This is a genomic window from Halorhabdus tiamatea SARL4B (assembly GCF_000470655.1).
In the GTDB taxonomy this organism is placed as follows: Archaea; Halobacteriota; Halobacteria; order Halobacteriales; family Haloarculaceae; genus Halorhabdus; species Halorhabdus tiamatea.
On sequence record NC_021921.1, the window covers coordinates 2486146 to 2510176 of the forward strand.

Here is a 24031-nt window from a genome sequence, read left to right on the forward strand (position 1 = left end):
GGCGAAACAGCCGTCGAACCCCACCACATGTACATCACAGAGGTCGTCCTCGACAACTTCAAGAGCTTCGGACGAAAGACGCGCATCCCCTTCTACGAGGACTTCACGACGATCAGCGGCCCGAATGGCTCGGGCAAGTCCAACATCGTCGATGCGATCCTCTTCGCGCTCGGGCTCGCCCGCACCTCGGGGATCCGCGCCGAGAAGTTGACTGACCTCATCTACAATCCCGGCCATCAGGACGGCGAGTCGCCGGATCGTGAACGCGAGGCGAGCGTCGAGGTCGTGCTGGACAACGCTGATCGCACCCTTTCGCGGTCTCAGGTCGTCAGTGCTGCCGGTAGCGAGAACGTCGGCGACGTCGAGGAGATCACGATCAAACGTCGGGTCAAGGAGACCGACGACAACTACTACTCCTATTACTACATCAACGGTCGCTCGGTCAACCTCGGGGACATCCAGGATCTGCTCGCCCAGGCCGGCGTCACGCCCGAGGGCTACAACGTCGTCATGCAGGGCGACGTCACCGAGATCATCAACATGACCGCGGGCGCTCGCCGGGAGATCATCGACGAGATCGCGGGCGTCGCGGAGTTCGATCAGAAGAAGGCCCAGGCCTTCGAGGAACTCGAGGTCGTCGAGGACCGGATCGAGGAGGCTGAACTCCGGATCGAGGAGAAGGAGACCCGCCTCGAACAGCTCGAAGACGAGCGCGAGACGGCCCTGGAGTACCAGAAACTCAGAGACGAGAAAGAGGAGTACGAGGCCTACCAGAAGGCCGCCGAACTCGAGGACAAGCGCGACGATCTCGACGCGGTCCGGGAAGAGATCGCCGATCTAGAGGAGACCCTCGAGCAGCGACGACGTGAACTCGACGAGCGTGAGGGCAAAGTCGTCAGATTGGAGGACGAACTTGCCGAGTTGAACGCCGAGATCGAACGCAAGGGCGAGGACGAGCAGCTCGCGCTCAAACGCGACATCGAGGAGATCAAAGGCGAGATCGCCAGGCTCGAGGACGCTATCGAGAGCGCCGAGGAGAAACGCGACGAGGCCGAAGCCAGGCGGCGCGAGGCGTTCGTCGAGATCGACCGCAAGCAGGAGACCATCGACGATCTGGCGGCCGACATTCGCGAGACAAAGGTCGAGAAGTCCTCCGTGAAAGCCGAGATCGACGACCTCGAGGTCGATCTCGCGGCCGTCGAGGAGGAGATCGAGGAAGTCGGCGCGGAATACGAGGAAGTCCGGGCGGAACTCGAAGACCAAAAGTCGAGCCTCGAAGAGGCCAAAGAGCGACGGAACGACCTGCAACGCGAGCAGGATCGCCTCCTCGACGAGGCGCGCCGTCGCTCGAACCAGCAACGTGACCTCGAATCGACCATCGAAGACCTCGAGGACTCGATCCCCGAACTCGACGCCGAGATCGACGACTTACAGGAGGAGCGCCGGAAAGCCGAGGCGAACCGTGAGACGATCACGGACGTCATCGACGACCTCGCGGCGGAGAAGCGCGATCTGCAGGCCGAAATCGAGGCGATCGACGACGATCTGGAGGCCGCCCGACAGGAGTACGCTGAACTCGAAGCCAGGGCCGCGGAGTCCGGCGACGCCTCCTACGGCCGGGCAGTCACGACAGTGCTGGACGGCGATCTCGACGGCGTGCACGGCACGGTCGGGCAACTCGGCGGCGTCGATCCGACCTACGCGACGGCGTGTGAGACCGCGGCCGGCGGACGACTCGCGAACGTCGTCGTCGACGACGACGGCGTCGGCCAGCGGTGTATCGAGTATCTCAAGAACCGCAACGCCGGGCGGGCGACGTTCCTTCCGCTGACGGAAATGGACAATCGGTCACTGCCCTCGCTCCCCAGCCACGACGGCGTCGTCGACTTCGCGTACAATCTCGTGGACTTCGAGGCGGCGTATTCAGGCGTGTTCAGTTACGTCCTCGGAGACACGCTTGTCGTCGAGGACATGGCCACGGCCCGTGAGCTGATGGGTCGGTATCGCTTGGTCACGCTCGACGGTGAACTCGTCGAGAAGAGCGGCGCGATGACGGGCGGTTCCTCCAGCGGCTCGCGCTATTCCTTCTCCGACAGCGAGGGCCAACTCCAGCGCGTCGCCGAACGCATCACCGAACTCGAAGACGAGCGCCAGGCGTACCGCGAGGAACTCGGCGACGTCGAGGAGCGACTCGAAGACGCCCGCGATCGCAAGTCCGAGGCCGCCGATCAGGTCCGGGAGATCCAGGCCGAGATCGAGCGCCGCGAGCGCGAACGTGAGGAGACCGAGGAGCGTATCGAACAGCGTCGCGAGGAACTCGACGAGATCGAAGACGAACGCGAGGCCGTCTCCGCGGAGATGGACGAGATCGAGGCTGACATCGAGTCGGTCGAGAGCGAGATCGACGATCTGGAGGCGGAAATTGCTGGGTTGGAAGCCGAAATCGAGGATTCCCGGCTCCCGGAGTTGACCGACGAGGCCGAGTCGCTGGAGAGCGAGATCGACGAGCGCGAGGACGAACTCGACGATCTGGACGCGGCGCTGAACGAGCTCCAGCTCGAAAAACAGTACGCCGAGGACGCGATTGAGGATCTCCACGACGAGATCGAGACGGCACAGAACCGCAAGGCCGAACAGGCCGAGCGCATCGAGGAACTCAACGAGCGCGTCGCCGAGGAGGAGTCGAAACTCGCCGACAAACAGGACGCCGTCGCCGAACTCGAAGCCGAACTCGCCGATCTCAAAGGGGATCGCGAGGACCTCCGGGCGGAACTCCAGGCTGCTCAGCAGGAACGCGACGAGCAGAAGGAGCGAGTCAACGAGATCGAGTCGAACGTCGACGGGAAACGCGAGACCGAGTCCCGCCTGGAGTGGGAGATCGACGAACTCGAAGACGCCGTCGGCGAGTACGATCCCGAGGAGATCCCCAATCACCACACGGTCCAGACCCGGATCGGCCAACTCGAGGCGGAGATGGAACGACTCGAGCCGGTCAACATGCTCGCGATCGAGGAGTACGACGAGGTCGAGGCCGACCTCGCGGATCTAGAAGACAAGCGCGGGACACTCGTCGAGGAAGCGGAGGGGATCCGTGACCGGATCGACTCCTACGAGGCCAGAAAGAAGGAGACGTTCATGGAGGCCTTCGAGTCCATCGACGCCCAGTTCCGGGACATCTTCGAGCGACTCTCCAACGGGACTGGTCGCCTCCACCTCGAAAACGAGGCCGATCCTTTCGAGGGTGGGCTGACGATGAAGGCCCAGCCCGGCGACAAGCCGATCCAGCGACTCGCGGCGATGAGCGGCGGCGAGAAGTCCCTGACGGCGCTCGCGTTCATCTTCGCGATCCAGCGACACAACCCGGCCCCGTTCTACGCGCTGGACGAGGTCGACGCGTTTCTCGACGCGGCCAACGCCGACCTCGTCGGCGAGATGGTCGACGAACTCGCGGGCGAGGCCCAGTTCGTCGTCGTCTCCCACCGCTCGGCGATGCTCGAGCGCTCAGAGCGCGCCATCGGCGTCACGATGCAGGGCGACAACGTGAGTAGCGTGACGGGGATCGATCTGACCGAGGAGGTGCCCGCGGATGACTGATGGAGACTCCATGGTGAACGAACAGGAAACCGAACCCGAACAGCAGCGAACACGGCCGGACGGCGGGACAGACGTGCTGACGCAGTCCGGCGGTCCCACCGAGCCATCACTCGACGACGACGGCGAGGTCGAACCAGTCGAGGTGCTGGTCGGCCTGGCGGCGGACGACGAGATCGACCCGTGGGACATCGACGTGGTGCGAGTGACCGACAAGTTCCTCGAACGCCTCGACGAGGCCGACCTCCGGACGTCCGGGCGGGCGTTGTTCTACGCCAGTGTCCTGTTGCGGATGAAAAGCGACGCGCTGCTGGCGGACGACGAGCCCGACGACGAACCTGGGGCAGCGGACGAACCGACTGATCCGTGGGCCGACGATCTTCCGGCGGGTGAGGACGATCCATTCGACGCGCTGGAAGACGAGATGGATCGACGACTCGACCGCAAGCGTGCCCGCGGGACGCCCGACACGCTCGAAGACCTCGTCCGGGAACTCCGGGAGGCCGAACGCTCGGCCGACTGGAAGGAGTCCAGGGAGTACGACACCAGCGACTCCCCGCGTGGATTCCGTCGGGGGACCCAGGAACTCGACTACCGGATGGACGACGACATGCGCGACGATTCGGAGCCGACCGTCGAAGACGTGACCGGGACGGCCCACGCTGAGAACGTCGACGAACTCGTCGAGGCCGTCGCCACGGAGGTCGAGCGGCACTTCGACGCCGGGCGCGACGCGGTGTTGTTCGCCGAGGTCGACGATTCCGCCGGCTCCCGTATCGAGACGTTCCTCGGCCTGCTCTTTCTGTCCAACCAGGGCCGGATCGTTCTCGACCAGGACGAGTACTTCGGTGATCTCTGGATTCAACCGCCGGACGCGACCTCGGCCGCGTGAGGGCCTCCCTCTGGTTTCCGTACCTGTCTGCCAGTAGCGACCACCGTCGACCGCCATTCTAAAATGATAAACCATTATGGTAGTGCGGCACAAACCTTCACATATGACGCCGGAGCGAATCAGCGAGCGCATCGCCGCGAGTGAGGACCGGTTCGATCGGGACCGGTACTACACGGCGTTGCAGTACGTCCACGACGACGGCAGGAAGCGACGTCGCTGACCGACCCACTCAGATCACGACGCCCGCCTTGAGGAGTGCGATCAGGACCGTCAACATCGGGATACTCAGGAGTGTCGACGTCAGGATGGCGGTACTCGCGAATTCTGCCGGGCCGATCGGCCCGTCGCCACGCTCGCTGAATTCACCGAGTAGAATGATCGGCGTGACCGCGGCGGGGCCGGCGGATTCGAGGACGAACACGCGCGCTACTGTCTGATTTTCGAACCCGAGGACGAGCGCGACCCCGACGGCGACGACCGGCGCGACCGCGAGTTTGAGCAGGTTCGAGAGCCCGACCTGGCCGATGGCTGCGCCGTAATCCGTCCCCGAGAGTTGGATCCCCAGGATGAGCAGCATCACCGGGATCGAGGAGTCGCCGACGAGCTGGAGGGTCTCCATAGCCGCCGAGCCGGTCGGCGGGGCGAGCCCGAGCCAGCGGACACCCAGCGCGACGATGACCGCGTACACCAGCGGGATCCGGGCCGCGCGACGGACACCCGCCAGCGCTCCGCCGCTGCCGCGTGCTGCGACATAGGTGCCGAGGGTGTACAGAAGGACGCCCTGGACCGCCGCATAGAGGACGGCCGTGCTCCGACCGGTCGCGCCGAAGGCGAACTCCGAGAGTGGAATGCCGAAGTTCCCGGAGTTGGCGAAAGCAGCCGTCAGGAGGAACGCGCCGAGTAAGGGTTCGGTCCGGCCGGCGAGTCGCCCGACTCCGCCGGCGATGGCGAGCATGACCACCGTCACCGCGAGGACGCCGACCGCCACGAGAACGACGGTCTCGCCGCTCATGGGCGTCGTCACCAGCGTATGAAAGACCAGGGCCGGTACCAGCACGTAGACCGTGATCGTGTTCAGCGGCCCGGCGTCGACGTCTTTGGCCCGCCCGAGCGCGAACCCGGCGGCGGCGATCGCGATAATCGGGAGGATGGCCGTTCCGAAGATACCCACGAGCGACGACAGTTCGAGCGCGGACACGATCAGGCGCTTGGCCGGGGTGGGTCACAATCCCTTCGGAATCCGATTCTTCCAGGAGAAGACGTTCCCATCAGTCGTCACCGGAACAACCCGATCGTCAGCTGGTCGTCGATCGACTGGTCGGTCCAGTCGGCCACGCGGGCGGCCGTGTAGCCGCCGACGAGAAACAGGAACGGGGCGACCACCGCGAACACCGGCCCCTCGAGCGCCACGACCAGGAAGATAACGTCCAGGCGATGCGCGATCGGAACGCCGTCAAGCAGGGCTGCTTTGACCACAGACCACCCGAGGATACCGATGGCCGTCCCGCCGGCAGCAGCGAAACCCCCCTCGATCAGGTGGCGGTCGTAACTGCCGCTCCAGACGCCGACGACCACGCCGGCAGGCACGGCCGCGATGCCGACTGCCATCACGAGCGTGTTCGTCGTCGCGGCGGTGATGGTGCCGGTGCTGGTCGAGACGTGGACGAACGAGATCGCCGCAGCCAGCAACGCGGCGATCCCGACCGCTCGACGATCGACGTCTCGGAGGGCCACTTTCCCGATAAATAACACGACGGACTATTAAGTTTTACTCGGCAAGCGTCCAGGAATCGTCGCCGGCGTACTCGATGACGCCGCGGCGTTCCATCTCCGTGAGTACTTCGTCCATTCGGTCGGGTTGGGCGATCTCCATCTCGATCGGGTCGATCTCGTGGTAGGAACGCAATAGCGATCGGACCTCACCTTCGCTGAACGTTTCGTCGTCGGCTTTCGCCATGACGTCGCTGATCAGGTCGACCATGTCCTCGATGAAGTTCCAGGGGTAGACGACCCACGTCCACTCCTCTAGGCGTTCGCCGACGAAGTCGGGCTCGAACTCGCTGGTCTGGAGCAACTGCAGCGTGGCGGTCCGGACGGCGTTGGGATCGCGTTCCTGGACGTATTCGTAGGCGTGTTCGAGTGACTGACCGGTGTCGGCGATGTCGTCGACGATCAGGACGTCCTTGCCTTCGACCGACCCCTCTGGCATGGGGTAGCGAACTTCTGGTTGCTGACTCTTGGCTGCGGTCCCGACGTAGTGTTCGATCTTGAGGCTCGTGAGGTCGTCGAGGCCGAGAAAGTCACACAGGGTTCGGCCGGCGAACCAGCCGCCACGGGCCAGCGAGACGACGACGTCCGGCTCGAAGTCGTCGGCCTTGACGTCGTCGCTGACGTCCCGGCAGAGGCCGTAGATGTACTCCCAGTTCGTGACGGTACAGGGAAACTCCTCGGGCAGATCGGCCATTCAGGTGGTCACCGGACGAAGCCAGGGGACGGCGACAATTAGGGTTTTACATGCGCGTCGACCGCCCTTCTCGGGCCGGGAGTGCGCTTTTGGTGGCTGGTGCCGATATGGTCCGTATGCGAACCCGCCGACGCTTCCTCCAGGCAGCCCTCACGCTCTCGATCGGCGCGCTCGCCGGCTGTTCAGACGACGAGGGGACGACGGCCGCCGATAGACCGACCGGAACCCCGTCGCCGACGGCGACGCCGGGCCTCACGACGACCGAAACCCCGCCCCGTCCGGAAACGACGACTGCGACTTCACCGGAGACGCCGACAACCACGCCGCCTGAGACCACGACACCGAAACCGGGGTACAAACCACCCGAATACGTCGATCTCGCCTCGTACTCGGAGCAGACACTCTCGCTGTCTGCGACCGACAGCTGTGAGCTGGGCGCGACGCTATCGCTCCCTGAGGAAGGGAACGATCTGCCGGGAGTCGTCATCGTCCACGGCTCGGGCGGCCACGATCGCAACGGTACGTACGGCCAGGTACAACCCTATCGCGACCTGGCTCTCGGACTCGCGAGCGAGGGGGTCGCCGTCCTCCGGTACGAGAAGCGCACGTACGCGTGTTCACTCTCGGTCGACGCCGCGTCGCTGACGATCGACGACGAGGTGACGGCGGACGCGCTGACGGCAGTCGATCGGCTGCGGGAGCAAGACTGTGTCAACGCCGGGAACGTGGTCGTCGCCGGTCACAGCCTCGGCGGCATGCTGGCCCCACGCATCGCCGAGCAGGACGGGGACCTGGCCGGGATCGCCATGCTCGCGGCACCCGCCCGGTCGCTCCCGGAGATCATCGTCTATCAGACCCGCTATCAGTTCGAGCGCGACGGCGACCTGTCCGAGGAGGAACGTGCCCGACTCGAACGGATTCGGACGATCGCCGACCGAGTCCGGGCCGGCGAGGTCGGAGAAGACGAACTCGTCTGGGGCGGTGGGCGGGCGTACTGGCGGAGCCTCGCCGCGTACGATCAGATCTCGACGGCGAAAGCGCTGGACCGTCCGATCCTCCTCCAGCAGGGGCAGCGCGACGACCAGGTTCCACCCGAGACCGAACTCACTCGGTGGCGTGAGGCGCTGGGCGGCAGCGAGTCGGTGGCGATCCGCACCTACGGCGGGCTGAACCACTTCTTCGTCGACGGTCCCGGCCCGATCGCGACGGGCGAGTTACCGGGGCCAGGACACGTCGCGGAACCTGTCGTCACCGATCTCGCCGACTGGATCTCTGGAGTCACGAACTGACGACATCGCCGACTGGCCCGCCGAGGTCACGGACTGACCCTTCTCGAACCGCCACCGTCACGGACTGGCGACGGCTCTCGACGGACGCGTCCGACCTGTCGGTGGGACGCTTACCGTCGGTCGGTAGGCATATTCGGCTGGTCCACCCAGGGTGTGGTATGACCGACCACGAGCGACGCGAGGTCCACCTCGTCGACGCGTTCACGACGGACTCGTTTTCCGGAAATCCGGCCGGTGTGGTTCCCGACGGCGACGACCTGACCGACGACCAGATGCAGGCCATCGCGGCGGAACTCGGCGCGAGCGAGACGGCTTTCGTCCGGGAGAGCGACGAGAGCGACCGTCGACTCCGGTATTTCACGCCCGAAGACGAAGTCGATCTATGTGGGCACGCCACGATCGCCGCCCACGCCCACCTCTTCGAGCAGGACGTCATCGCGGCCGGCGAGCACACCCTCTCGACGAACGTCGGGACGCTCGCCATCGAGATCGAACCCGACGGCACGGTCTGGATGGAAGGCGACGAGCCCGCAGTGGCGGTGGCCGACGTCGGCTACGACCGACTCGCAGAGGTCCTCGGACTGACCGAAACGGCATTCGCAGGTGTGGGCGTGGATCTCCCGGTCGCGCGGGCCTCCACGGGCATGCCGTTCCTGATTGTCCCCGTCAACTACTTCGAGCAACTGGGCGACGTGAGGCCCGACCTGGGCGCGATCGAGCGGCTCTGTGACGACCACGACGCCGCCGGCCTGTACGCGTTTACCTTCGACACCCTCGACCGGGAGTCGACGGTTCACGGTCGCCTGTTCGCGCCGGGCGTCGGTGTCGACGAGGATCCGGTGACGGGGACCGCAAGCGGCGCGGTCGGCGCGTATCTCGATCGGTTCGGCGAGATCGACACCAGTACACTCCGGTGTGAACAGGGTGACTTCCTCGACCGACCCGGTCGTGTTCAGGTTCGCGTCGAAGACGGCGTCTTCGTCGGTGGAGAAGCCGTGACGACCGTGACTGGCGATATTGCCGTGCCGGACGTCGAGAGCGGAGACATCATCGAGGTTTGAGACGACCGTCGCGATCGACGGTTCGCTGGCAGAACTGTCGCGAGCGGAACGGATAAACCGATCCAGTCCTTCCTTTCACCCATGCAGCGAGCCGAGCCGCAGGACTTCGGACGCGTTCTCTCCTCGATGTGCACCGAACCACATCCAGCGGCTCGCGAGGCGGCAGAGCGGTTCCTCGCGACGAACCCGGGCGATCCCGGGACCTACCAGACGGTCAGCAATCTCGAACGCCAGGCCGTCGAGCTCCTCGGGGAGATGACTGGACTGGGCGACCCCGCTGGCTACGTCACCAGCGGCGGGACCGAGGCCAACATCCAGGCGGTCCGGATCGCACGAAACCGTGCCGAGACCGCGGATCCAAACGTCGTCGTGCCCGACAGCGCCCACTTCAGCTTCAGCAAGGCCGCCGAGATGCTCGACGTCGAGTTACGTCGCGTCCCGACGGTCGACTACCGGGCGGACGTCGAGGCGATGGCCGACGCGATCGACGACGACACCGTCGCGGTCGTCGGCGTCGCCGGCACGACCGAGTACGGCCACGTCGATCCGATTCCGGCACTGGCTGACCTGGCGCAGTCTGCCGACGCGCTGATGCACGTCGACGCCGCCTTCGGCGGATTTTACCTCCCGTTTACCGACTTCGCGTGGCACTTCGGTCACGCCGAGATCGACACCATGACGATCGACCCGCACAAGGTCGGTCAGGCAGCGGTCCCCGCCGGCGGCTTTCTCGCGCGTTCGAGCGACCTGCTGGACGAACTCGCGATCGACACGCCGTACCTGGAATCGCGCTCACAGGTGACGCTGACCGGTACCCGTAGCGGCGCGGGCGTCGCCAGTGCCGTCGCCGCGATGGAAGCGCTGTGGCCCGATGGCTACCGACAGCAGTATCACACCTCGATGGACAACGCCGAGTGGCTCGCCGACGCGCTCGAGGATCGGGGCTATACGGTCGTCGGTCCCGAACTCCCGCTTTTGGCGGCCGATGTCTCGCTATCGTTGATCGAGCAGTTACGCGAGCGTGGCTGGCGGGTCACCAAGACCGGGGCCGGCGAGATGCGAGTCGTGTGTATGCCCCACGTCACGCGGTCGATGCTCCGGTCGTTCGTCGCCGATCTCGACTGGTATTGACGCGGGGAGTGCCTGACCGGAATATGAAGGTTTACGACACCCGGGCGGTAACGACACCGCGTGATTGCTGCCCTCCCGCTCGTGATCGTCGGTGATCTCCTCCTCGTTGTCTTCGGTTGGCTCCCGGACGCCTTCGCGGCCAGTAGTGGTCTTTTCGCCGGATTTTACACAGTCCTCGAGGACATGGTGCGGTCAGCGACTGGTCCGCTCGGACTGGCCGTGATTGCCGTCTATTCGTTTCTGATCGCGTTCGTGTTACCGCTCCCGAGTGAGGTCGTCTTGGCTCCAGCCGGCCACATGCGACTGGGCGTGCCCGACGACGTGACGCTCGCGCTCATCATCCTCGTCAGCGGGCTCGGGAAGGCCGCCGGGAGCGTCTTCGCCTTCCACATCGGCCAGGAGGCTAAAGAGTACGGTCCGCTGGTCAGACGGATCAAGGAGTCCCGGTTCGACGTCATCGAGTGGTCCGAGCGCAAGACCGTTCAGCTCGCCAGGGAGTTCGGGTACGTCGGGCTGGCGCTTGCGCTGTCGGTCCCGTTCTTCCCCGATACGATCTCCATCTACGCGTTTACGATCCTCGAACGGGACTACGGCAAGTTCGCGCTGGCGACCTTCGTCGGCAGCGTCGGCCGACTGCTGGTGACGATCGGGCTCGTCGGCGGCGGTGCTGTCGTCTTCTTGTGAATCGTCGCCACTGGTGCCGAAAAATATCGGGCATCTTCAGCACTGGCCCATCGACACAACGCTTCGATGATATCGACCGCCATCAAGTCCTTCAGCGGCTGGGTGTCGACGTCAGTATCCCGGGCGACGAACGTTGCGCCGGCTTCACGGACAGTTGCAGCATGCAGGAGGTCCCCGAACGGGTGTGAAACGCTCTGCTCGCGAATTTGCTCGCCGTGAAATGCTCGGTCAGGGATTTGAACCCGATGCCAGACCTCGCTTCGCTCGGTCTGCCGTGATTCAAATCCTTCGTGTGCACAGCAGTCGCTCGCGAAGTTGCTCGCGATAGAACAGTGCTCGGTCAGGGATTTGAACCCTGGTCCTCGGCTCGAAAGGCCAAGATGATTGGCCGGACTACACCAACCGAGCGTGTCCGAACTACAACCGGATCGACGGACTGCACCCTAATAAATGCCGTCAATTCGTCCCGGCGTGGGAGACAGACTCAGGAACGCACAGAGTCACAACCCCCAAGTCGCCGCCTGCCGTCGATGGTGATATGAGCTTGCTGGGCCGTCTCCGGGGCGATGGGAACGGGGGCGTCGGACTCTACGTCGACGGACCGAACGTCTTCCGGGAGGAATTCGACGTCGACCTCGACGACCTGCGCGCGATCGCCGACGAGTACGGCCGAATCGCGGCGGCACGACTCTACCTCGACGAGCACGCGACGCCAGGGCTGATTCAGGCCAGCGAAGCCCACGGCTTCGAGGTGATCACTACCAGCGGCGACGTCGACGTCAAACTCGCCGTCGACGCGACGCGGGCCGCAAGCGAGGGCCGCATCGACACACTGGTGATCGCCTCCCGCGATACTGACTTCAAACCCGCGCTAGAAGTTGCCGCCGACCGGGGCTGTCGAACGGTCGCGATCGCGCCGGGTGAATACGGCCGCTCGGACGCACTCTCGAATACAGCCCACGAGAGTCACTCGCTCGAAGACTGACGCGATCTCAGGCTGCGGAGACGAACCCCTTTTGGCTCGAACGCCACTACCTGTAGCCATGACTGCCGAACTCGACACGCCGATCCTGGATAATCACCTCCATCTCGATCCCGACCACGGCCGTGGAATCGACGCCGTCGAGGACTTCGCCCGTGCCGGCGGGACGCACCTGCTGGTCGTCAACAAACCGTCCTGGATGCTCGAGGATGTCGGCGACGACGAGGCGGTCTTTCGGGCGGTCTTCGAGACGACCATCGACGCCGTCGAGCGGGCCTCCGAGGTACTCCCCGGTCGCGCCTGGCCGGTGCTGGGCGTCCATCCCGCACTGATCTCGAAGCTGACGGGCCGCGGCTATACGCCGCCAGAGGCGCGCGATATCATGCAAGCCGGCCTCGACGTCGCGGCGGAGTACGTCGCCGACGGCCCGGCGCTCGCGCTCAAATCCGGTCGGCCCCACTACGACGTCGGCGACCCGATCTGGGAGGCATCCAACGACGTGATGAAACACGCCTTCGAGCTGGGTGCCGAGACTGGCTCGGCCGTCCAACTCCACACCGAGAGCGGCCAAGACTTCACCGAAGTTGCCGAGTGGGCCGAAGAACGTGGCCTGCCGGCTAAACGCGTCGTCAAGCACTACTCGGAGGGGCGTCTCGACGGCCCGACGGCGAGCGTCCTCGCCGACAGGGACGAACTGGAAATAGCGGCCGAGGAAGCTGAACCGTTCCTGATGGAGACTGATTTCATCGACGACCCCGACCGTCCGGGGGCGGTGCTCGGCCCGAAGACCGTCCCCCGACGTGTCGAGTGGATGCGCGAGGAAGGATACGACGACGCGATCCGGACGGCCCACGTCGAAACGCCCGCCGCAGTCTACGGAATCGACCTCGAAGCCACGCTGTGAGGTCGCGATGCCAGGGTTCGCTCAGAGTTCGAACGTCTCGTCGCCGCCGAGAGCGTGTACCTCGGCGTTACTGCCGACGGCTTTCACTTCGCGAGCGAACGCGTCGGCGTTCTGTTCGATCGGCGGGAACGTGTCGTAATGCATCGGGAACGCGTGATCGACGTCGAGCCAGTCGACGGCGACGGCGGCCTGCTCGGGTCCCATCGTGAAGTGATCGCCGATCGGGATGGCCGCGGCGTCCGGCTCCAGGAACGGCGCGATCACGTCGCGCATCTCCGTCATCAGCCCGGTATCGCCGGCGTGGTAGAACGCCGTCGTCTCGACGTCGCTCTTCCGGGTCGGCTCGGCGTCTGAGATCACGAACCCGGCGGGCATTCCTGCCGACCCGATCTCGTAGCCCGTGTTGATGCCGTTGGTGTGATCGGCCCGGTGCATCGTCACGAAGGCGTCGCCGACCTCGACGGTGCCGCCGAGGTTCATCCCGATCGTCTCGTTGCCGTGCTCGCTCTCGATATAGCCGGCGAGTTCCGGCGTCGCGACGACGGTCGCGTCCGGGAACGCACCGACGTCGGCGATGTGGTCGCCGTGGCCGTGAGTGAGGAGCACGAAGTCGGGACTCTCGACGTCTTCGGCCGACAGCGACGTCTTCGGGTTGTCGAAGAACGGGTCGATCAGCAATCGGGTGTCTCCACGTTCGACGCTCCAGGTCGAGTGACCGTGCCAGGTGAGTTGCATGCGTCCGTCCTACGTTCGAGAGACACTTAATGCTCCGTGGCTCCGGCAGACTCTCCGTCCAGTCGTTGCCGTCCAGAGACGGACCGTCAGCCAAGCGTTTATCCACGCTAGCGACTAGATCTTCCCATGCCACCGGAAGAACTGTCCCGCCGACGGTTTCTCGGCCTGCTGGGTGCCTCGACAGCACTCGGCGCGGCCGGGTGTGCGGACTCGCCGTCGGCCGAGACGGTCGATCCAGTGCCGTCTGACACCGGGACTGACGACAGTCCGGAACTGACGACAGACACCCCCGATGTGGACGCCCAGTCACGATACACGGACGTCTACCGGTCGGTCAGCGATTCGGTCGTCCAGATCAGGGTCATTACGACCCTCGGCTCCGCCGGGACCGGGAGCGGGTTCGTCTACGACGACACCCATCTGGTGACGAACGAACACGTCGTCGCGGACGCCCAGGAGCTGTACGTTCGCTACCCCTCGACCGGCTGGCGGCAGGCATCCGTCGTCGGAACCGACCTCCACAGTGACCTCGCGGTCCTGTCCGTCGACGCCCATCCGTCGGCCGCCGATCCGCTGTCCTTCGTCGACCGTGAGCCCGCGATTGGCACCGAAGTAGTTGCCATCGGGAATCCATACGGGCTCTCGGGTTCCGTCTCGGCGGGCATCGTCAGCGGCGTCGACCGGACGCTGGCGGGGCCCAACAACTTCTCGATCCCCGACACGATCCAGACGGACGCGGCGGTGAATCCGGGCAATAGCGGCGGCCCCCTGGTCAATCTGGGCGGCGAGGTCGTCGGCCTCATCAGCGCCGGTCGTGGCGACAACATCGGGTTGGCGATCTCCAGCGCGTTGACTCGCAGAGTCGTCCCGAGTCTGATCGAGACCGGTTCCTACGAGCATCCGTATCTCGGGATCGGACTCCGGGACGTCACGCCCGCCGTGGCCAGAGCCAACGACCTCCCGGAGATCTCCGGCGTCTACGTCACGCAGGTCCTCGAGGGCAGCCCGTCGGACGGGGTTCTCCAGGGGGCGACCGGCGAGACGACCGTCGATGGCCGCCCGGTCCCGGTCGGCGGTGACGTGATCACTCACATCGAAGGTGAGCCGACGCCGATCAGCCAGCAGCTGGCGAGCGTCCTCGCCCTCCAGACCGAGGTCGGCCAACCGGCCACGATCCGTGTCTGGCGCGACGGGACCGCCGAAGACCTGCAAGTCACGATCGGGTCCAGAGACGACGCGAACTGAGACGGCAGGCGACCTCCGGTGGTTCGGTGTCTCTTGAAAATTGCTGCATGGACAGCCACAGCGACCTACTGCAGCGACTCCGCAACGCCGCGCTCGAGAAGCGGTTCGGCGTTGGTCGCCGGCAGGGTTACGACGTCTTCGGCCACGAGATCGTACGTCCGGTCGTCGACGCCGAGGATCTCCCCGACGTCGCTGGTGATTCGAACGGTCGTCCGTTCGACGTCGTCGCCTCCTGACGAGACCGTGTCTGCTTCGACCACTGCCGAGCCGGGTGGCCCGCCGTCACGCCGCGTCGCCGGCTCGGATCCGTCGTCGGTCGCCCCGGCTGCTGGCGCTTTCCCGTTTTCAGTCGCCGCCGACGGGCCCCCTCGGTCCGGGCCCGTTGGACGCTCCTCGGCCGCTGAGTCACTGCCCATGAGATCCGCCGCGGGCACCTCCTCAGCGTCGGGCGAGACGGCGTCTGCGTCGGGTTCGGCGGGTGGCACGGGCGGCTCCGAGTCGGCCCCGGCTGTCTCGGGTTCGGCGGCGTGGTCGGTGTCTCTCCTGTCAGTCGCATCCGTCGGGACGCCCTCGCCCGAGGAGGCGGCTTCGGTAGTGCCGGCGACGGCCATGGACTCGCCGTCGAGGACGTCGAAGACGCGCTGGCGATTCGATTCGATCGAACTCACGAGGTCGTCGAAGAGGTCCCGTTCCTCGGTCGTCAGCCCCTCCTCTTCGGTCGGCATGTCCGCCGCCGCGAGTGACGCCATCTTGACGACCTTGCCGACGCGGCGCTCGTAGATCGCCTCCAGGGTCTGCTCGGCGGTGTCGATGTCGTCGCTGAGCCGGGTGACCTTCGGCGAGTCGAACGGGTCCTCGGCGGCCTCGGCCGCGCGCTCGCGCTCGGCCCGCAGCGAGCGGACGAACTGGCCGGCCTCCTCGTAGAACGAGTCGCGAAGCTGCTGGAGGCTGTCGGTCTGGCGCTCGCGACTCTGTACCGATTGGATCTCGTCTAGGTCCATGGTTGTCGGCCTTTCCGGCTCACTCCTGGCCCTTCTCGGCGCGCCCGCGACTCATGAGGAACACGCCGAGGTACTCCGGAACGGAAGTAACTCCCTCCGGGAGTGTAAAGCTATCGCCACCGAGGGAAACCTCACCGGGATCTGTCACTTCGACGGTGATGTCGTGACCGACAAACGTCTCCGGGACGGCGTCGACCAGTGGGTCGAAGTCAGCGAGTTCCTCGCGTGTGAGTTTCCTGACAGCGAGCCCGCTCCCGCCGTGGAGGCTGCCCGGAAGTCGGATGAGTCGGTTCGTATCGGTCGTGACCGGTTCGTCGATTGGGGCGTTCTGCTCGTCGACGACGTCGCCCGTGATCGCCTCGACGAGTTTGCGAATCCCTGGCCCACCCGCCTCCATGTTTCCGTCTTCGATCGCCGCGCGATTGGCCTCGATCGCGCCGTAGATCGTCTTCGCCCGCCCCTCGCCGATCCCCTCGAGTTCCTGTAGTCGCGCCATCGCCTGGTCTTCGGGTAGCGACTCGACGTCGTCGACGAACGCGAGCAGTTCGTCGTGGACGCGCTTGCCCCAGCCCCCCTCTGTCCGGAGCGTTCGAGCCGTCACGTTCCCGCGCATCTCGGTGGTGACGAGGCCGTCCAGGTCGAGGCCGATCCCGCGGACGTAATCGACGATTTCCCGTCTGGCCTCGCGCTCTAGGTGTTGAATCCCGTCGTCGCGAACGTGGACGTGATAGCCACGACCGCCCGAGAACACGATCGTCAGGTCATCGAATCCGAAGTCGTCCTCGAGGAAGTCAAGCAGCCGAACGAGTGCGTCCTTGCAGGCGGCGAGCATCTCGGCGTAGGTGGCTGCGGTGGGATCGACCGACGGCAAGTGATCGGCGTCGAGATCGAAGACGACGTCAGAGCCCCGCCAGTCCTTTGCGCCCATCGACCCGGCTCCCGGGTCGGTGTATCGGCCAGCCGAGAAGTAGACGTGGCGGGGTCGCTCCCTGGCGAGGAACGATTCGAGGTCGCCCAGATCCAGCAGCGACTGGTGGCGAACCATCGTCTCGCCGGGGCTGTCCGTCCACGGGATGTACCCCCACTCGCGTTCGTGGGCGTCCGGCGGCGGCAGTGGATCGGTCCGTCGATAGTGGTCACCGAACCGGCCGCGGAGATACGCGCGGGTTCGCTCCTCCATCGCTCCCGGATTCGCGGAGCGAAGGAAAAGGATTGTCGGTCGGGAGCCTGGGAGTCGAGTGCCAGGAGCTATCGCGAGAGCAGCCCCTGCAGCCGGTCGATGATGCCGTCGTCGTCACCGAGCGAGAGGTAGTAGGCGTCGCCGCCGTCCTCGTAATAGTTGTCGATGCGCCGCTGGACCTCGAAGCCGATGTGGCGATAGAACTGCATGGCGGACTGGTTGGTCGTCCGCGCGTGACAGGAGACGGACTCGTAGTTCTCGACGGCTCTGGCGATGAGACGCTTGCCGAATCCCTTGTTTCGATAGGCCGAATCGACCGCGAGAAAGAGCATGTACCCGTCACGTCGAACTGCCGCGAACCCGATGAGGTTCGGGTCGTGTCCTCGGTTGTAATAGACGTAGACCGTCGAGCGACGATAGGCGTCTTCGAAGAAGCGTCGTCGCTGGCGCAAAATCCCTTCCTCTGCTCTGATGTCTTCTTTGAGCTTCCAGGCGGCGTCGACGAACTCGTCGTCGCCGCGTTCGACCCGTGTCGCTTCGACGGTGACGCTCACTGCATCGACGTATGCCCTTGACCCATTTAACTTTTAAGGCGCTTCACGAATCGGTCCGGACCGCGCCGCCGGCGAACAATCGCCGGTGTCGAGACCAGGATGCACGCTTCGAGGCGGCCCATCGACGTCTTTTCCAGGCAGGGATACTCGATCGGATCGAGGCCACAACGCTTTCAGTCAGTGCAGTTGATTTGTCCTGTATGCCTGGACGAATACAGCCGCCTCATCGGGGGGACATCCACGACCGGTTGAAACAGGCACTGGTCACCGGACTGACGCTGACTGTTCCGCTTTTGATCACCGTCGTCGTGGTGAGTTTCATCTGGGGGTTCATTTTCGGGACGCTCCAGCCATTGACCGGGACACTCCAGCGCGTCCTCGGTATCAGTGGCGATACCCCGGAGATCCTGCTCCAGATCGTCTCTTTGCTCGTCGTGGTTGTACTCGTCGTAATCATCGGCTTCCTCGCGGACTCGTACTCCGGCGCGAAAGCCGCCGAACAACGCTTCGACCGGGCGATGGGGGCCATCCCGGGTATCGGCAGCGTCTATCAGACGTTCAACGAGATGAGCGAATTAGTGTTCGACGCCGACACCGAGAGCTTTCAGGAGATCAAACTCGTCGAGTTCCCCACTGAAGGATCGTACGCGACCGGGTTCGTGACGGCCGAAACTCCCGAAGACATCCAACGCCAGACCGGCCACGAGGACATGTTGACGATCTACGTTCCGCTGGCTCCGAATCCACTCATGGGTGGCTACGTGCTTCACGTTTCTCCAGACCGGTGTATCGACGTGGACATGAGCGTCGAAGAAGGGCTCAAGACGATCATGACCAGCGGCGTCGCCATCGGCGATACGGACACGGTCGAGGCGGCCCCGCTGGAGTATTCCGATAGCCTGCCCGACGGGATCGTCCAAGCCGGGTGGTTCTCCAGTGGTGACAGGGATGACGAAGAACCGTCTGGAGATGCTACGTCATCGGCCGAGGACAGACAGGGTGAGGGGTCGTGAGCTTCACACTCCGGGAACATACGGCTGACGTCGCCGTCGAGGCGACCGGCGAGACGCTCGGTGACGTCTTCGGCGCGACGGCTGACGGCATGGCGGCGGCGATGTACGAGGGGGACGCCCCCGAGGGCGACCGCTTCGATCTCACGGTCACGGCCGAGAGTCGGGAGCCTCTCCTGTTCGATTACCTCGACGAACTCATCTATCAGCGTGACGTCCGCGGCGTTCTCCCCGTCGACAATCGGGCAGCGGTCTCTTCGTCGGGCGACGTCTGGACCGTCGAGGCCACCGCTCAGGGCGTGCCCCTACAAACGATCACTGCCCGGGAGGTAAAGGCCGTCACCTACTCCGAGATGGTCCTCGAGCCGACTGAGGAAGGGTGGCACGCTTACGTCGTCCTCGACGTCTGAGATTTTCCCGGTCGTCTCCCCACACTGGAACGCTGCGGTCAGCACGGTTCGATCGGGCGAAGTCACGATCAGTCCGGTTTCACTGCCGAGATGGGTTATTCGATCGAGATTTAATTTTTGCCTTGCGGCGAAGACAATTTCCCCCAAGCCAAAATTGATGTGTGGAAGGCCCCTCTCGGTGACCATGCGAGAGCGCAATCAAAACTGGTGGCCCAACCAGTTGGACGTCGGGGTTCTCGACCAGAACGCCCGCGACGACAGCCCGTACGAGGACGACTTCGACTACGCCGAGGCGTTCCAGCAACTCGATCTCGAGGCCGTGAAGGCGGATCTCGAGGCGCTGATGACCGATTCGAAAGACTGGTGGCCCGCCGACTACGGCCACTACGGCCCGCTGTTCATCCGGATGGCCTGGCACAGCGCCGGCACGTACCGGACGACGGACGGCCGGGGCGGTGCCGCCGGCGGGACGCAGCGCTTCCCGCCGCTCGACAGCTGGCCGGACAACGCGAATCTGGACAAGGCGCGACGGCTCCTCTGGCCGATCAAGCAAAAGTACGGCCGGAAGCTCTCCTGGGCCGACCTCATCGTCCTGGCTGGCAACGTCGCCATGGAGTCGATGGGCTTCGAGACGTTCGGCTTTGCCGGCGGCCGCGTAGACGACTTCGCCCCGGACGAGTCGGTCGACTGGGGGCCCGAAATGGAGATGGAGTCCTCTGAGCGCTTCGAGGACGGCGAACTCGAGAACCCGCTGGGCGCGACCGTCATGGGGCTCATCTACGTGAACCCGGAGGGCCCGGACGGCGAACCCGCCCCTGAGGCCTCGGCGGAGAACATCCGCGAGTCCTTCAGCCGCATGGCGATGAACGACGAAGAGACCGTCGCGCTGATCGCCGGCGGCCACACCTTCGGGAAGGTCCACGGTGCCGACGACGGCGATCACCTCGGGCCGGAACCGGCCGAGGCCCCGATCGAACAGCAGGGGCTGGGCTGGGACAACGACTACGGCTCGGGCAAAGGGAAGGATACGATCACCAGCGGGATCGAGGGGCCCTGGAACACCACGCCGACCGAGTGGGACATGGGCTACATCGACGGGCTCTTAGAACACCAGTGGTGGCCCGAGAAGGGCCCCGGCGGTGCGTGGCAGTGGACGACCCAGAACGGCGAACTCGACGAGGCCGCACCCGGCGTCGAGGACCCCGACGAGAAGGAGGACGTGATGATGCTCACGACCGACATCGCGTTGAAGCGCGATCCGGACTACCGTGAGATCTTAGAGCGCTACCAGGAGAACCCGATGGCGTTCGGGATCAACTTCGCGAAGGCGTGGTACAAGCTGATCCACCGCGACATGGGTCCGCCTGAGCGGTTCCTCGGCCCGGAGGTCCCCGACGAGGAGATGATCTGGCAAGACCCGCTGCCGGACGCTGACTACGATCTCATCGGAGACAGCGACGTCGCCGAACTCAAAGAGGCGATCCGCGAGTCGGACCTCTCGCGATCGCAGCTGGTCAAGACCGCTTGGGCCGCCGCCTCGACCTACCGCGACAGCGACAAGCGCGGCGGTGCCAACGGGGCTCGCATCCGACTGGAACCCCAGCAGAGCTGGGCGGTCAACGAACCCGCAGAACTGGAGTCGGTCCTCGCGACGTACGAGGACATCCAGGCCGAGTTCAACGACGCTCGATCCGACGACGTCCGCGTCTCGCTGGCGGACCTGATCGTCCTGGGCGGCAACGCAGCCGTCGAGCAGGCCGCTGCGGACGCGGGCTACGACGTGACGGTGCCCTTCGAGCCTGGTCGCACCGACGCGACAGCAGACCAGACCGACGTCGAGTCCTTCCAGGCGCTGAAGCCCGCAGCCGACGGCTTTCGCAACTACGTCGGCGAGGAGGCCGAGCGCAAGCCCGAGGAGATCCTCCTCGACAGAGCCGAGTTGCTGAACCTGACCATCCCCGAGATGACGGTCCTTCTCGGCGGGATGCGCCAGCTTGGCGCGACCTACGGCGACTCGGACCTCGGTGTCTTCACCGACGAGCCCGGCACGCTCACGAACGACTTCTTCGTGAACGTCCTCGACATGGGCTACGAGTGGGAGCAGACCGACGACGAGAACGTCTACGAGATCCGGGACCGCGAGACGGGCGACGTCGAGTGGACGGGCTCGCGCGTCGATCTCATCTTCGGCTCGAACGCCCGACTGCGTGCCGTCTCGCAGGTCTACGGTGCCGAGGACGGCCAACAGCAGTTCGTCGACGATTTCGTTGCGGCCTGGCGAAAGGTCATGCAACTCGATCGTTTCGACCTCAAGCACGCGAACTGAATCGCGACCCCCTCCAGTGACGTCCCGCAGTTCGAACCTTACTTTGTCTCCGGGTGCGAATTAGCGCGTATGACTACCTACGACGCCGGCGAGTTCACCTTACAGAAGGTTCGGGAGTACGTCTGGGAAATCCCTCAGGAAGACGAGATGCGCGTCCCGGCCCGCGTCCTCGCCAGCGAGGAACTCCTCGACGAAATCAGCGAGGATCTCTCCTTGCAGCAACTCAAGAACACGACCCACCTCCCGGGGATCCAGAAGTACGCCCTCGCGATGCCCGACGCCCACCAGGGCTATGGGTTCCCGGTCGGCGGCGTCGCCGGGATCGACACCGAGAACGGCGTCATCTCGCCCGGTGCGGTTGGTTACGACATTAATTGTGGGGTGAGGATGATGAAAACAAACCTCACGTACAGTGATATCCAGGGGCGCGAGCAAGAACTCGTCGACGCGCTGTTCGAGGCGATCCCGAGCGGGCTCGGCGGCGGTGGCGTCGTCCAGACGGACGTCGACACCTTAGCGGAGATTTTAGAGCGTGGTGTCGAGTGGGCACTCGAGGAGGGATACGCCGTCGAAGACGATCTCACCCACTGCGAGGACGAGGGTGTCCGGCCGGGGGCCGACGCCGACGCGGTCTCGAAGAAGGCCAAAGACAGGGGTCGCCAGCAACTCGGGAGTCTCGGGAGCGGGAATCACTTCCTGGAAGTCCAGCGTGTCACGGACGTCTACCGCGAGGACGTCGCCGAGCGCTTCGGTCTCGAGGAAGACCAGATCGTGGTTCTGATTCACTGTGGCTCGCGCGGGCTGGGCCACCAGGTCTGTACCGACTACCTTCGGGAGATCGAAAAGACTCATGAGGGACTGCTCGAGCAACTCCCGGACAAGGAACTCGCGGCCGCGCCCGCAGGCAGTCACCTCGCCGAGGAGTACTACGCCGCGATGAACGCGGCGATCAACTTCGCGTGGGTCAACCGCCAGCTCATCATGCACCGAACCCGCGAGGTCTTCGCCGACGTCTTCGATCGTGACTGGCGCGACATGGAGATGGAGTTGCTCTACGACGTCGCCCACAACATCGCCAAGAAGGAGACCCATACCATTGGGGACGAGGATCGCGAACTCTTCGTCCACCGGAAGGGCGCGACGCGGGCGTTCCCGGCCGGCCACCCCGAAGTCCCGGCGGCCTACCGCGACGTCGGCCAGCCGATCATCATCCCCGGGAGCATGGGCGCGGGGAGTTACGTCCTCCGCGGTGGCGAGAACTCCTTGGCGGAGACGTTCGGCTCGACGGCCCACGGCGCGGGCCGGCTCATGTCCCGGACGGAAGCCAAGAACACCTACTGGGGCGAGGACGTCCAGGACGACCTCCGGGAGACTCAGGAAATCTACGTCAAAGCTCAGAGCGGCGCGACTGTCGCCGAGGAGGCCCCCGGCGTCTACAAGGACATCGACGAGGTCGTTCGGATCTCGGACGAACTCGGGATCGGCGACCGGGTCGCCCGGACGTTCCCGGTCTGCAATATCAAAGGCTAGTCGAGCGGGCGTTCAGATGCCTGTGTCGCCGTTCCATCGCGAAATCACGGCTGATTGGTTCAGCGACGCGTTGTGGAAGACGAGTTCGAGGCGACTACTCGAGCGGACTGGCTCGCCGAAAGCGCTTTGCTCGCTGACCTGGACGGCGTCGCCCGGCGTGACGAGTGCTGATTCGTTCGATCCGGCCAGGGCGGCCCAGGTAACGTTGCTGTCGGATCCGCTGACGTAGAGGTCTCCGCTGGGAATCTCGTCACCTCTGTCGTGGGTGATGAGGAGTGCGCTGGTCTGGTCGATGTACTCGTAGGTGAAGTTGGCCTGTGGCGGGCCGGTATCGCCCTCCGAAAACATGATCGCGCTGATCCCGACGCCGGCCACGAGGACGAACGCGATGGCGACGAGTGTCACGACGGCCGTCATCTCAGAGACGCCGCGGTCGTCGCTGTCTCCGGGGGTGGCCGGATCCATTGCTCGTCGGTAATTATGCCCGGAGCGATAAAAGAGTGGTCGCTTCGAAATTCGCGCCTCGGGATCGGCCAGTTGTCGGTTACAGCGCAGGGCTCAACACAACCCTTTTGAGCGGTCCGGGTGTCGATTTGCGCATGCAACCGCTGGCGGTCGGGTGGATCGACGTGGTCGGGGCCACGACCACCGAGGCCGCGAATCCGATTCAGGCGGCGGGATGGATTCCCACGTGGATCCCTGACTGGTCCCTCGATATCTTCGCTGTCGTCGTCGTGCTGGGGCTTGCCTGGGTCGCCAGCCGGTTGCTCGTGAGTCTGCTCGGCCGACGGATCGCCCGCCAGTTCAGCCGCCCCAGCTTGACCCGAGCGTTCATCCGTGGGCTTCGCGTCGGCGTGTTCGTCCTCGCGTTGCTCGTCATCCTCCGGATCTTCGGCCTCCAACTGGGCGACATTGCTCTCTCGGTGACGGTTTTCACCGCCGTGGTCGGTGTCGTCCTCGCACCGATTGGTCGTGTCGCAAAGTCCTCTAGAGTTCAGTAACTGACTCCCCTGAGGAAGGGGACGCCTCTGGTGTCCACTCC

Annotated in this window: 21 protein-coding genes, 1 tRNA gene and 1 pseudogene; 14 read left to right on the forward strand and 9 right to left on the reverse strand. The window is 65.0% G+C overall.

The window, feature by feature from the left end; translation table 11 throughout:
• The first annotated feature begins 27 nt into the window (after positions 1-27).
• Both smc and HTIA_RS12280 read left to right on the forward strand, forming a co-directional pair.
• Positions 28-3594 carry a chromosome segregation protein SMC gene (gene smc / locus HTIA_RS12275; protein ID WP_008527514.1) on the forward strand — a complete coding sequence of 1189 codons (3567 nt, stop codon included), beginning with the start codon at positions 28-30 and terminating at the stop codon, positions 3592-3594.
• A 10-nt stretch (positions 3595-3604) separates the two neighbouring features.
• Entirely contained in the window at positions 3605-4483 is an 879-nt protein-coding gene (locus HTIA_RS12280) for a segregation/condensation protein A (protein ID WP_008527515.1), read from the forward strand.
• A gap of 229 nt (positions 4484-4712) precedes the next feature.
• Here HTIA_RS12280 and HTIA_RS12285 read toward each other — a convergent pair whose 3' ends face one another.
• The 3 genes from HTIA_RS12285 to HTIA_RS12295 form a co-directional block, all read right to left on the reverse strand.
• Entirely contained in the window at positions 4713-5681 is a 969-nt protein-coding gene (locus tag HTIA_RS12285) for an AEC family transporter (protein WP_008527517.1), read from the reverse strand.
• A gap of 77 nt (positions 5682-5758) precedes the next feature.
• Positions 5759-6217 carry a hypothetical protein gene (locus HTIA_RS12290; RefSeq protein ID WP_008527518.1) on the reverse strand — a complete coding sequence of 153 codons (459 nt, stop codon included), beginning with the start codon at positions 6215-6217 and terminating at the stop codon, positions 5759-5761.
• Between the two features lie 34 nt (positions 6218-6251).
• Positions 6252-6947 (reverse strand): phosphoribosyltransferase, encoded by a 696-nt coding sequence (locus HTIA_RS12295; RefSeq protein WP_008527519.1) that lies wholly within the window; start codon positions 6945-6947, stop codon positions 6252-6254.
• A gap of 116 nt (positions 6948-7063) precedes the next feature.
• Between HTIA_RS12295 and HTIA_RS12300 the strand changes: the two genes are divergently transcribed.
• The 4 genes from HTIA_RS12300 (at position 7064) to HTIA_RS12315 (ending at position 11112) form a co-directional block, all read left to right on the forward strand.
• The gene (locus HTIA_RS12300; protein WP_008527522.1) at positions 7064-8236 is read left to right on the forward strand and encodes an alpha/beta hydrolase family protein; all 1173 of its coding nucleotides are present in this window, start codon (positions 7064-7066) and stop codon (positions 8234-8236) included.
• Positions 8237-8394: 158 nt separating this feature from the next.
• On the forward strand, positions 8395-9297 hold the full coding sequence (locus tag HTIA_RS12305; protein WP_008527523.1) for a PhzF family phenazine biosynthesis protein: 903 nt from the start codon (positions 8395-8397) through the stop codon (positions 9295-9297).
• A gap of 81 nt (positions 9298-9378) precedes the next feature.
• Positions 9379-10428, forward strand: coding sequence for a tyrosine decarboxylase MfnA (gene mfnA, locus HTIA_RS12310; protein WP_008527524.1), 1050 nt, complete (start codon positions 9379-9381; stop codon positions 10426-10428).
• 60 nt (positions 10429-10488) lie between these two features.
• Positions 10489-11112 (forward strand): YqaA family protein, encoded by a 624-nt coding sequence (locus tag HTIA_RS12315; protein WP_008527525.1) that lies wholly within the window; start codon positions 10489-10491, stop codon positions 11110-11112.
• A 333-nt stretch (positions 11113-11445) separates the two neighbouring features.
• Here HTIA_RS12315 and HTIA_RS12320 read toward each other — a convergent pair.
• Positions 11446-11520, reverse strand: a tRNA-Glu gene (locus HTIA_RS12320).
• A 130-nt stretch (positions 11521-11650) separates the two neighbouring features.
• Here HTIA_RS12320 and HTIA_RS12325 point away from each other — a divergent pair.
• A complete protein-coding gene (locus tag HTIA_RS12325; RefSeq protein WP_008527526.1) occupies positions 11651-12097 on the forward strand; it encodes an NYN domain-containing protein in 447 nt (148 codons plus the stop codon).
• 58 nt (positions 12098-12155) lie between these two features.
• On the forward strand, positions 12156-12998 hold the full coding sequence (locus tag HTIA_RS12330) for a TatD family hydrolase (protein WP_008527527.1): 843 nt from the start codon (positions 12156-12158) through the stop codon (positions 12996-12998).
• Between the two features lie 21 nt (positions 12999-13019).
• On the opposite strand, the gene HTIA_RS12335 is transcribed toward HTIA_RS12330, so the two are convergent.
• Positions 13020-13733 (reverse strand): metal-dependent hydrolase, encoded by a 714-nt coding sequence (locus HTIA_RS12335; RefSeq protein ID WP_008527528.1) that lies wholly within the window; start codon positions 13731-13733, stop codon positions 13020-13022.
• A gap of 126 nt (positions 13734-13859) precedes the next feature.
• Between HTIA_RS12335 and HTIA_RS12340 the strand changes: the two genes are divergently transcribed.
• Positions 13860-14978, forward strand: a complete 1119-nt coding sequence (locus HTIA_RS12340) for a S1C family serine protease (protein WP_008527529.1) — start codon at positions 13860-13862, stop codon at positions 14976-14978.
• A 65-nt stretch (positions 14979-15043) separates the two neighbouring features.
• On the opposite strand, the gene HTIA_RS12345 is transcribed toward HTIA_RS12340, so the two are convergent.
• The 3 genes from HTIA_RS12345 to HTIA_RS12355 form a co-directional block, all read right to left on the reverse strand.
• Positions 15044-15979, reverse strand: a complete 936-nt coding sequence (locus tag HTIA_RS12345) for a hypothetical protein (RefSeq protein ID WP_008527531.1) — start codon at positions 15977-15979, stop codon at positions 15044-15046.
• Positions 15980-15998: 19 nt separating this feature from the next.
• Entirely contained in the window at positions 15999-17159 is a 1161-nt protein-coding gene (gene priS / locus HTIA_RS12350; protein WP_008527533.1) for a DNA primase small subunit PriS, read from the reverse strand.
• Between the two features lie 68 nt (positions 17160-17227).
• Positions 17228-17713: a GNAT family N-acetyltransferase gene (locus tag HTIA_RS12355; RefSeq protein WP_008527534.1), complete on the reverse strand. Its 486-nt coding sequence runs from the start codon at positions 17711-17713 to the stop codon at positions 17228-17230.
• Between the two features lie 200 nt (positions 17714-17913).
• Between HTIA_RS12355 and HTIA_RS12360 the strand changes: the two genes are divergently transcribed.
• The 4 genes from HTIA_RS12360 (at position 17914) to HTIA_RS12375 (ending at position 22989) form a co-directional block, all read left to right on the forward strand.
• A complete protein-coding gene (locus tag HTIA_RS12360) occupies positions 17914-18726 on the forward strand; it encodes a DUF502 domain-containing protein (RefSeq protein ID WP_021029816.1) in 813 nt (270 codons plus the stop codon).
• A complete protein-coding gene (locus tag HTIA_RS12365; protein WP_008527536.1) occupies positions 18723-19133 on the forward strand; it encodes an archease in 411 nt (136 codons plus the stop codon). Before HTIA_RS12360 ends, HTIA_RS12365 begins: the two co-directional genes overlap by 4 nt.
• Before the next feature lie 157 nt (positions 19134-19290).
• Complete coding sequence (katG, locus tag HTIA_RS12370; RefSeq protein ID WP_079980327.1) at positions 19291-21459, forward strand: catalase/peroxidase HPI; 2169 nt, start codon at positions 19291-19293, stop codon at positions 21457-21459.
• Between the two features lie 69 nt (positions 21460-21528).
• Complete coding sequence (locus tag HTIA_RS12375) at positions 21529-22989, forward strand: RtcB family protein (RefSeq protein WP_008527539.1); 1461 nt, start codon at positions 21529-21531, stop codon at positions 22987-22989.
• Positions 22990-23001: 12 nt separating this feature from the next.
• On the opposite strand, the gene HTIA_RS12380 is transcribed toward HTIA_RS12375, so the two are convergent.
• Positions 23002-23454, reverse strand: a complete 453-nt coding sequence (locus HTIA_RS12380) for a type IV pilin (protein ID WP_008527540.1) — start codon at positions 23452-23454, stop codon at positions 23002-23004.
• Between the two features lie 134 nt (positions 23455-23588).
• Between HTIA_RS12380 and HTIA_RS12385 the strand changes: the two are divergent.
• Positions 23589-23957: pseudogene (locus HTIA_RS12385) on the forward strand (mechanosensitive ion channel family protein); the annotation flags it as partial.
• Positions 23958-24031: the final 74 nt, after the last annotated feature.

Coding starts and splice junctions, on each gene's coding strand:
- smc (WP_008527514.1), top strand. CDS start 28: ATGTACATCACAGAGGTCGTCCTCGACAACTTCAAGAGCTTCGGACGA.
- HTIA_RS12280 (WP_008527515.1), top strand. CDS start 3,605: ATGGTGAACGAACAGGAAACCGAACCCGAACAGCAGCGAACACGGCCG.
- HTIA_RS12295 (WP_008527519.1), bottom strand. CDS start 6,947: ATGGCCGATCTGCCCGAGGAGTTTCCCTGTACCGTCACGAACTGGGAG.
- HTIA_RS12300 (WP_008527522.1), top strand. CDS start 7,064: ATGCGAACCCGCCGACGCTTCCTCCAGGCAGCCCTCACGCTCTCGATC.
- HTIA_RS12305 (WP_008527523.1), top strand. CDS start 8,395: ATGACCGACCACGAGCGACGCGAGGTCCACCTCGTCGACGCGTTCACG.
- mfnA (WP_008527524.1), top strand. CDS start 9,379: ATGCAGCGAGCCGAGCCGCAGGACTTCGGACGCGTTCTCTCCTCGATG.
- HTIA_RS12325 (WP_008527526.1), top strand. CDS start 11,651: ATGAGCTTGCTGGGCCGTCTCCGGGGCGATGGGAACGGGGGCGTCGGA.
- HTIA_RS12330 (WP_008527527.1), top strand. CDS start 12,156: ATGACTGCCGAACTCGACACGCCGATCCTGGATAATCACCTCCATCTC.
- HTIA_RS12335 (WP_008527528.1), bottom strand. CDS start 13,733: ATGCAACTCACCTGGCACGGTCACTCGACCTGGAGCGTCGAACGTGGA.
- HTIA_RS12340 (WP_008527529.1), top strand. CDS start 13,860: ATGCCACCGGAAGAACTGTCCCGCCGACGGTTTCTCGGCCTGCTGGGT.
- HTIA_RS12345 (WP_008527531.1), bottom strand. CDS start 15,979: ATGGACCTAGACGAGATCCAATCGGTACAGAGTCGCGAGCGCCAGACC.
- priS (WP_008527533.1), bottom strand. CDS start 17,159: ATGGAGGAGCGAACCCGCGCGTATCTCCGCGGCCGGTTCGGTGACCAC.
- HTIA_RS12360 (WP_021029816.1), top strand. CDS start 17,914: ATGCCTGGACGAATACAGCCGCCTCATCGGGGGGACATCCACGACCGG.
- katG (WP_079980327.1), top strand. CDS start 19,291: ATGTGTGGAAGGCCCCTCTCGGTGACCATGCGAGAGCGCAATCAAAAC.
- HTIA_RS12375 (WP_008527539.1), top strand. CDS start 21,529: ATGACTACCTACGACGCCGGCGAGTTCACCTTACAGAAGGTTCGGGAG.
- HTIA_RS12380 (WP_008527540.1), bottom strand. CDS start 23,454: ATGGATCCGGCCACCCCCGGAGACAGCGACGACCGCGGCGTCTCTGAG.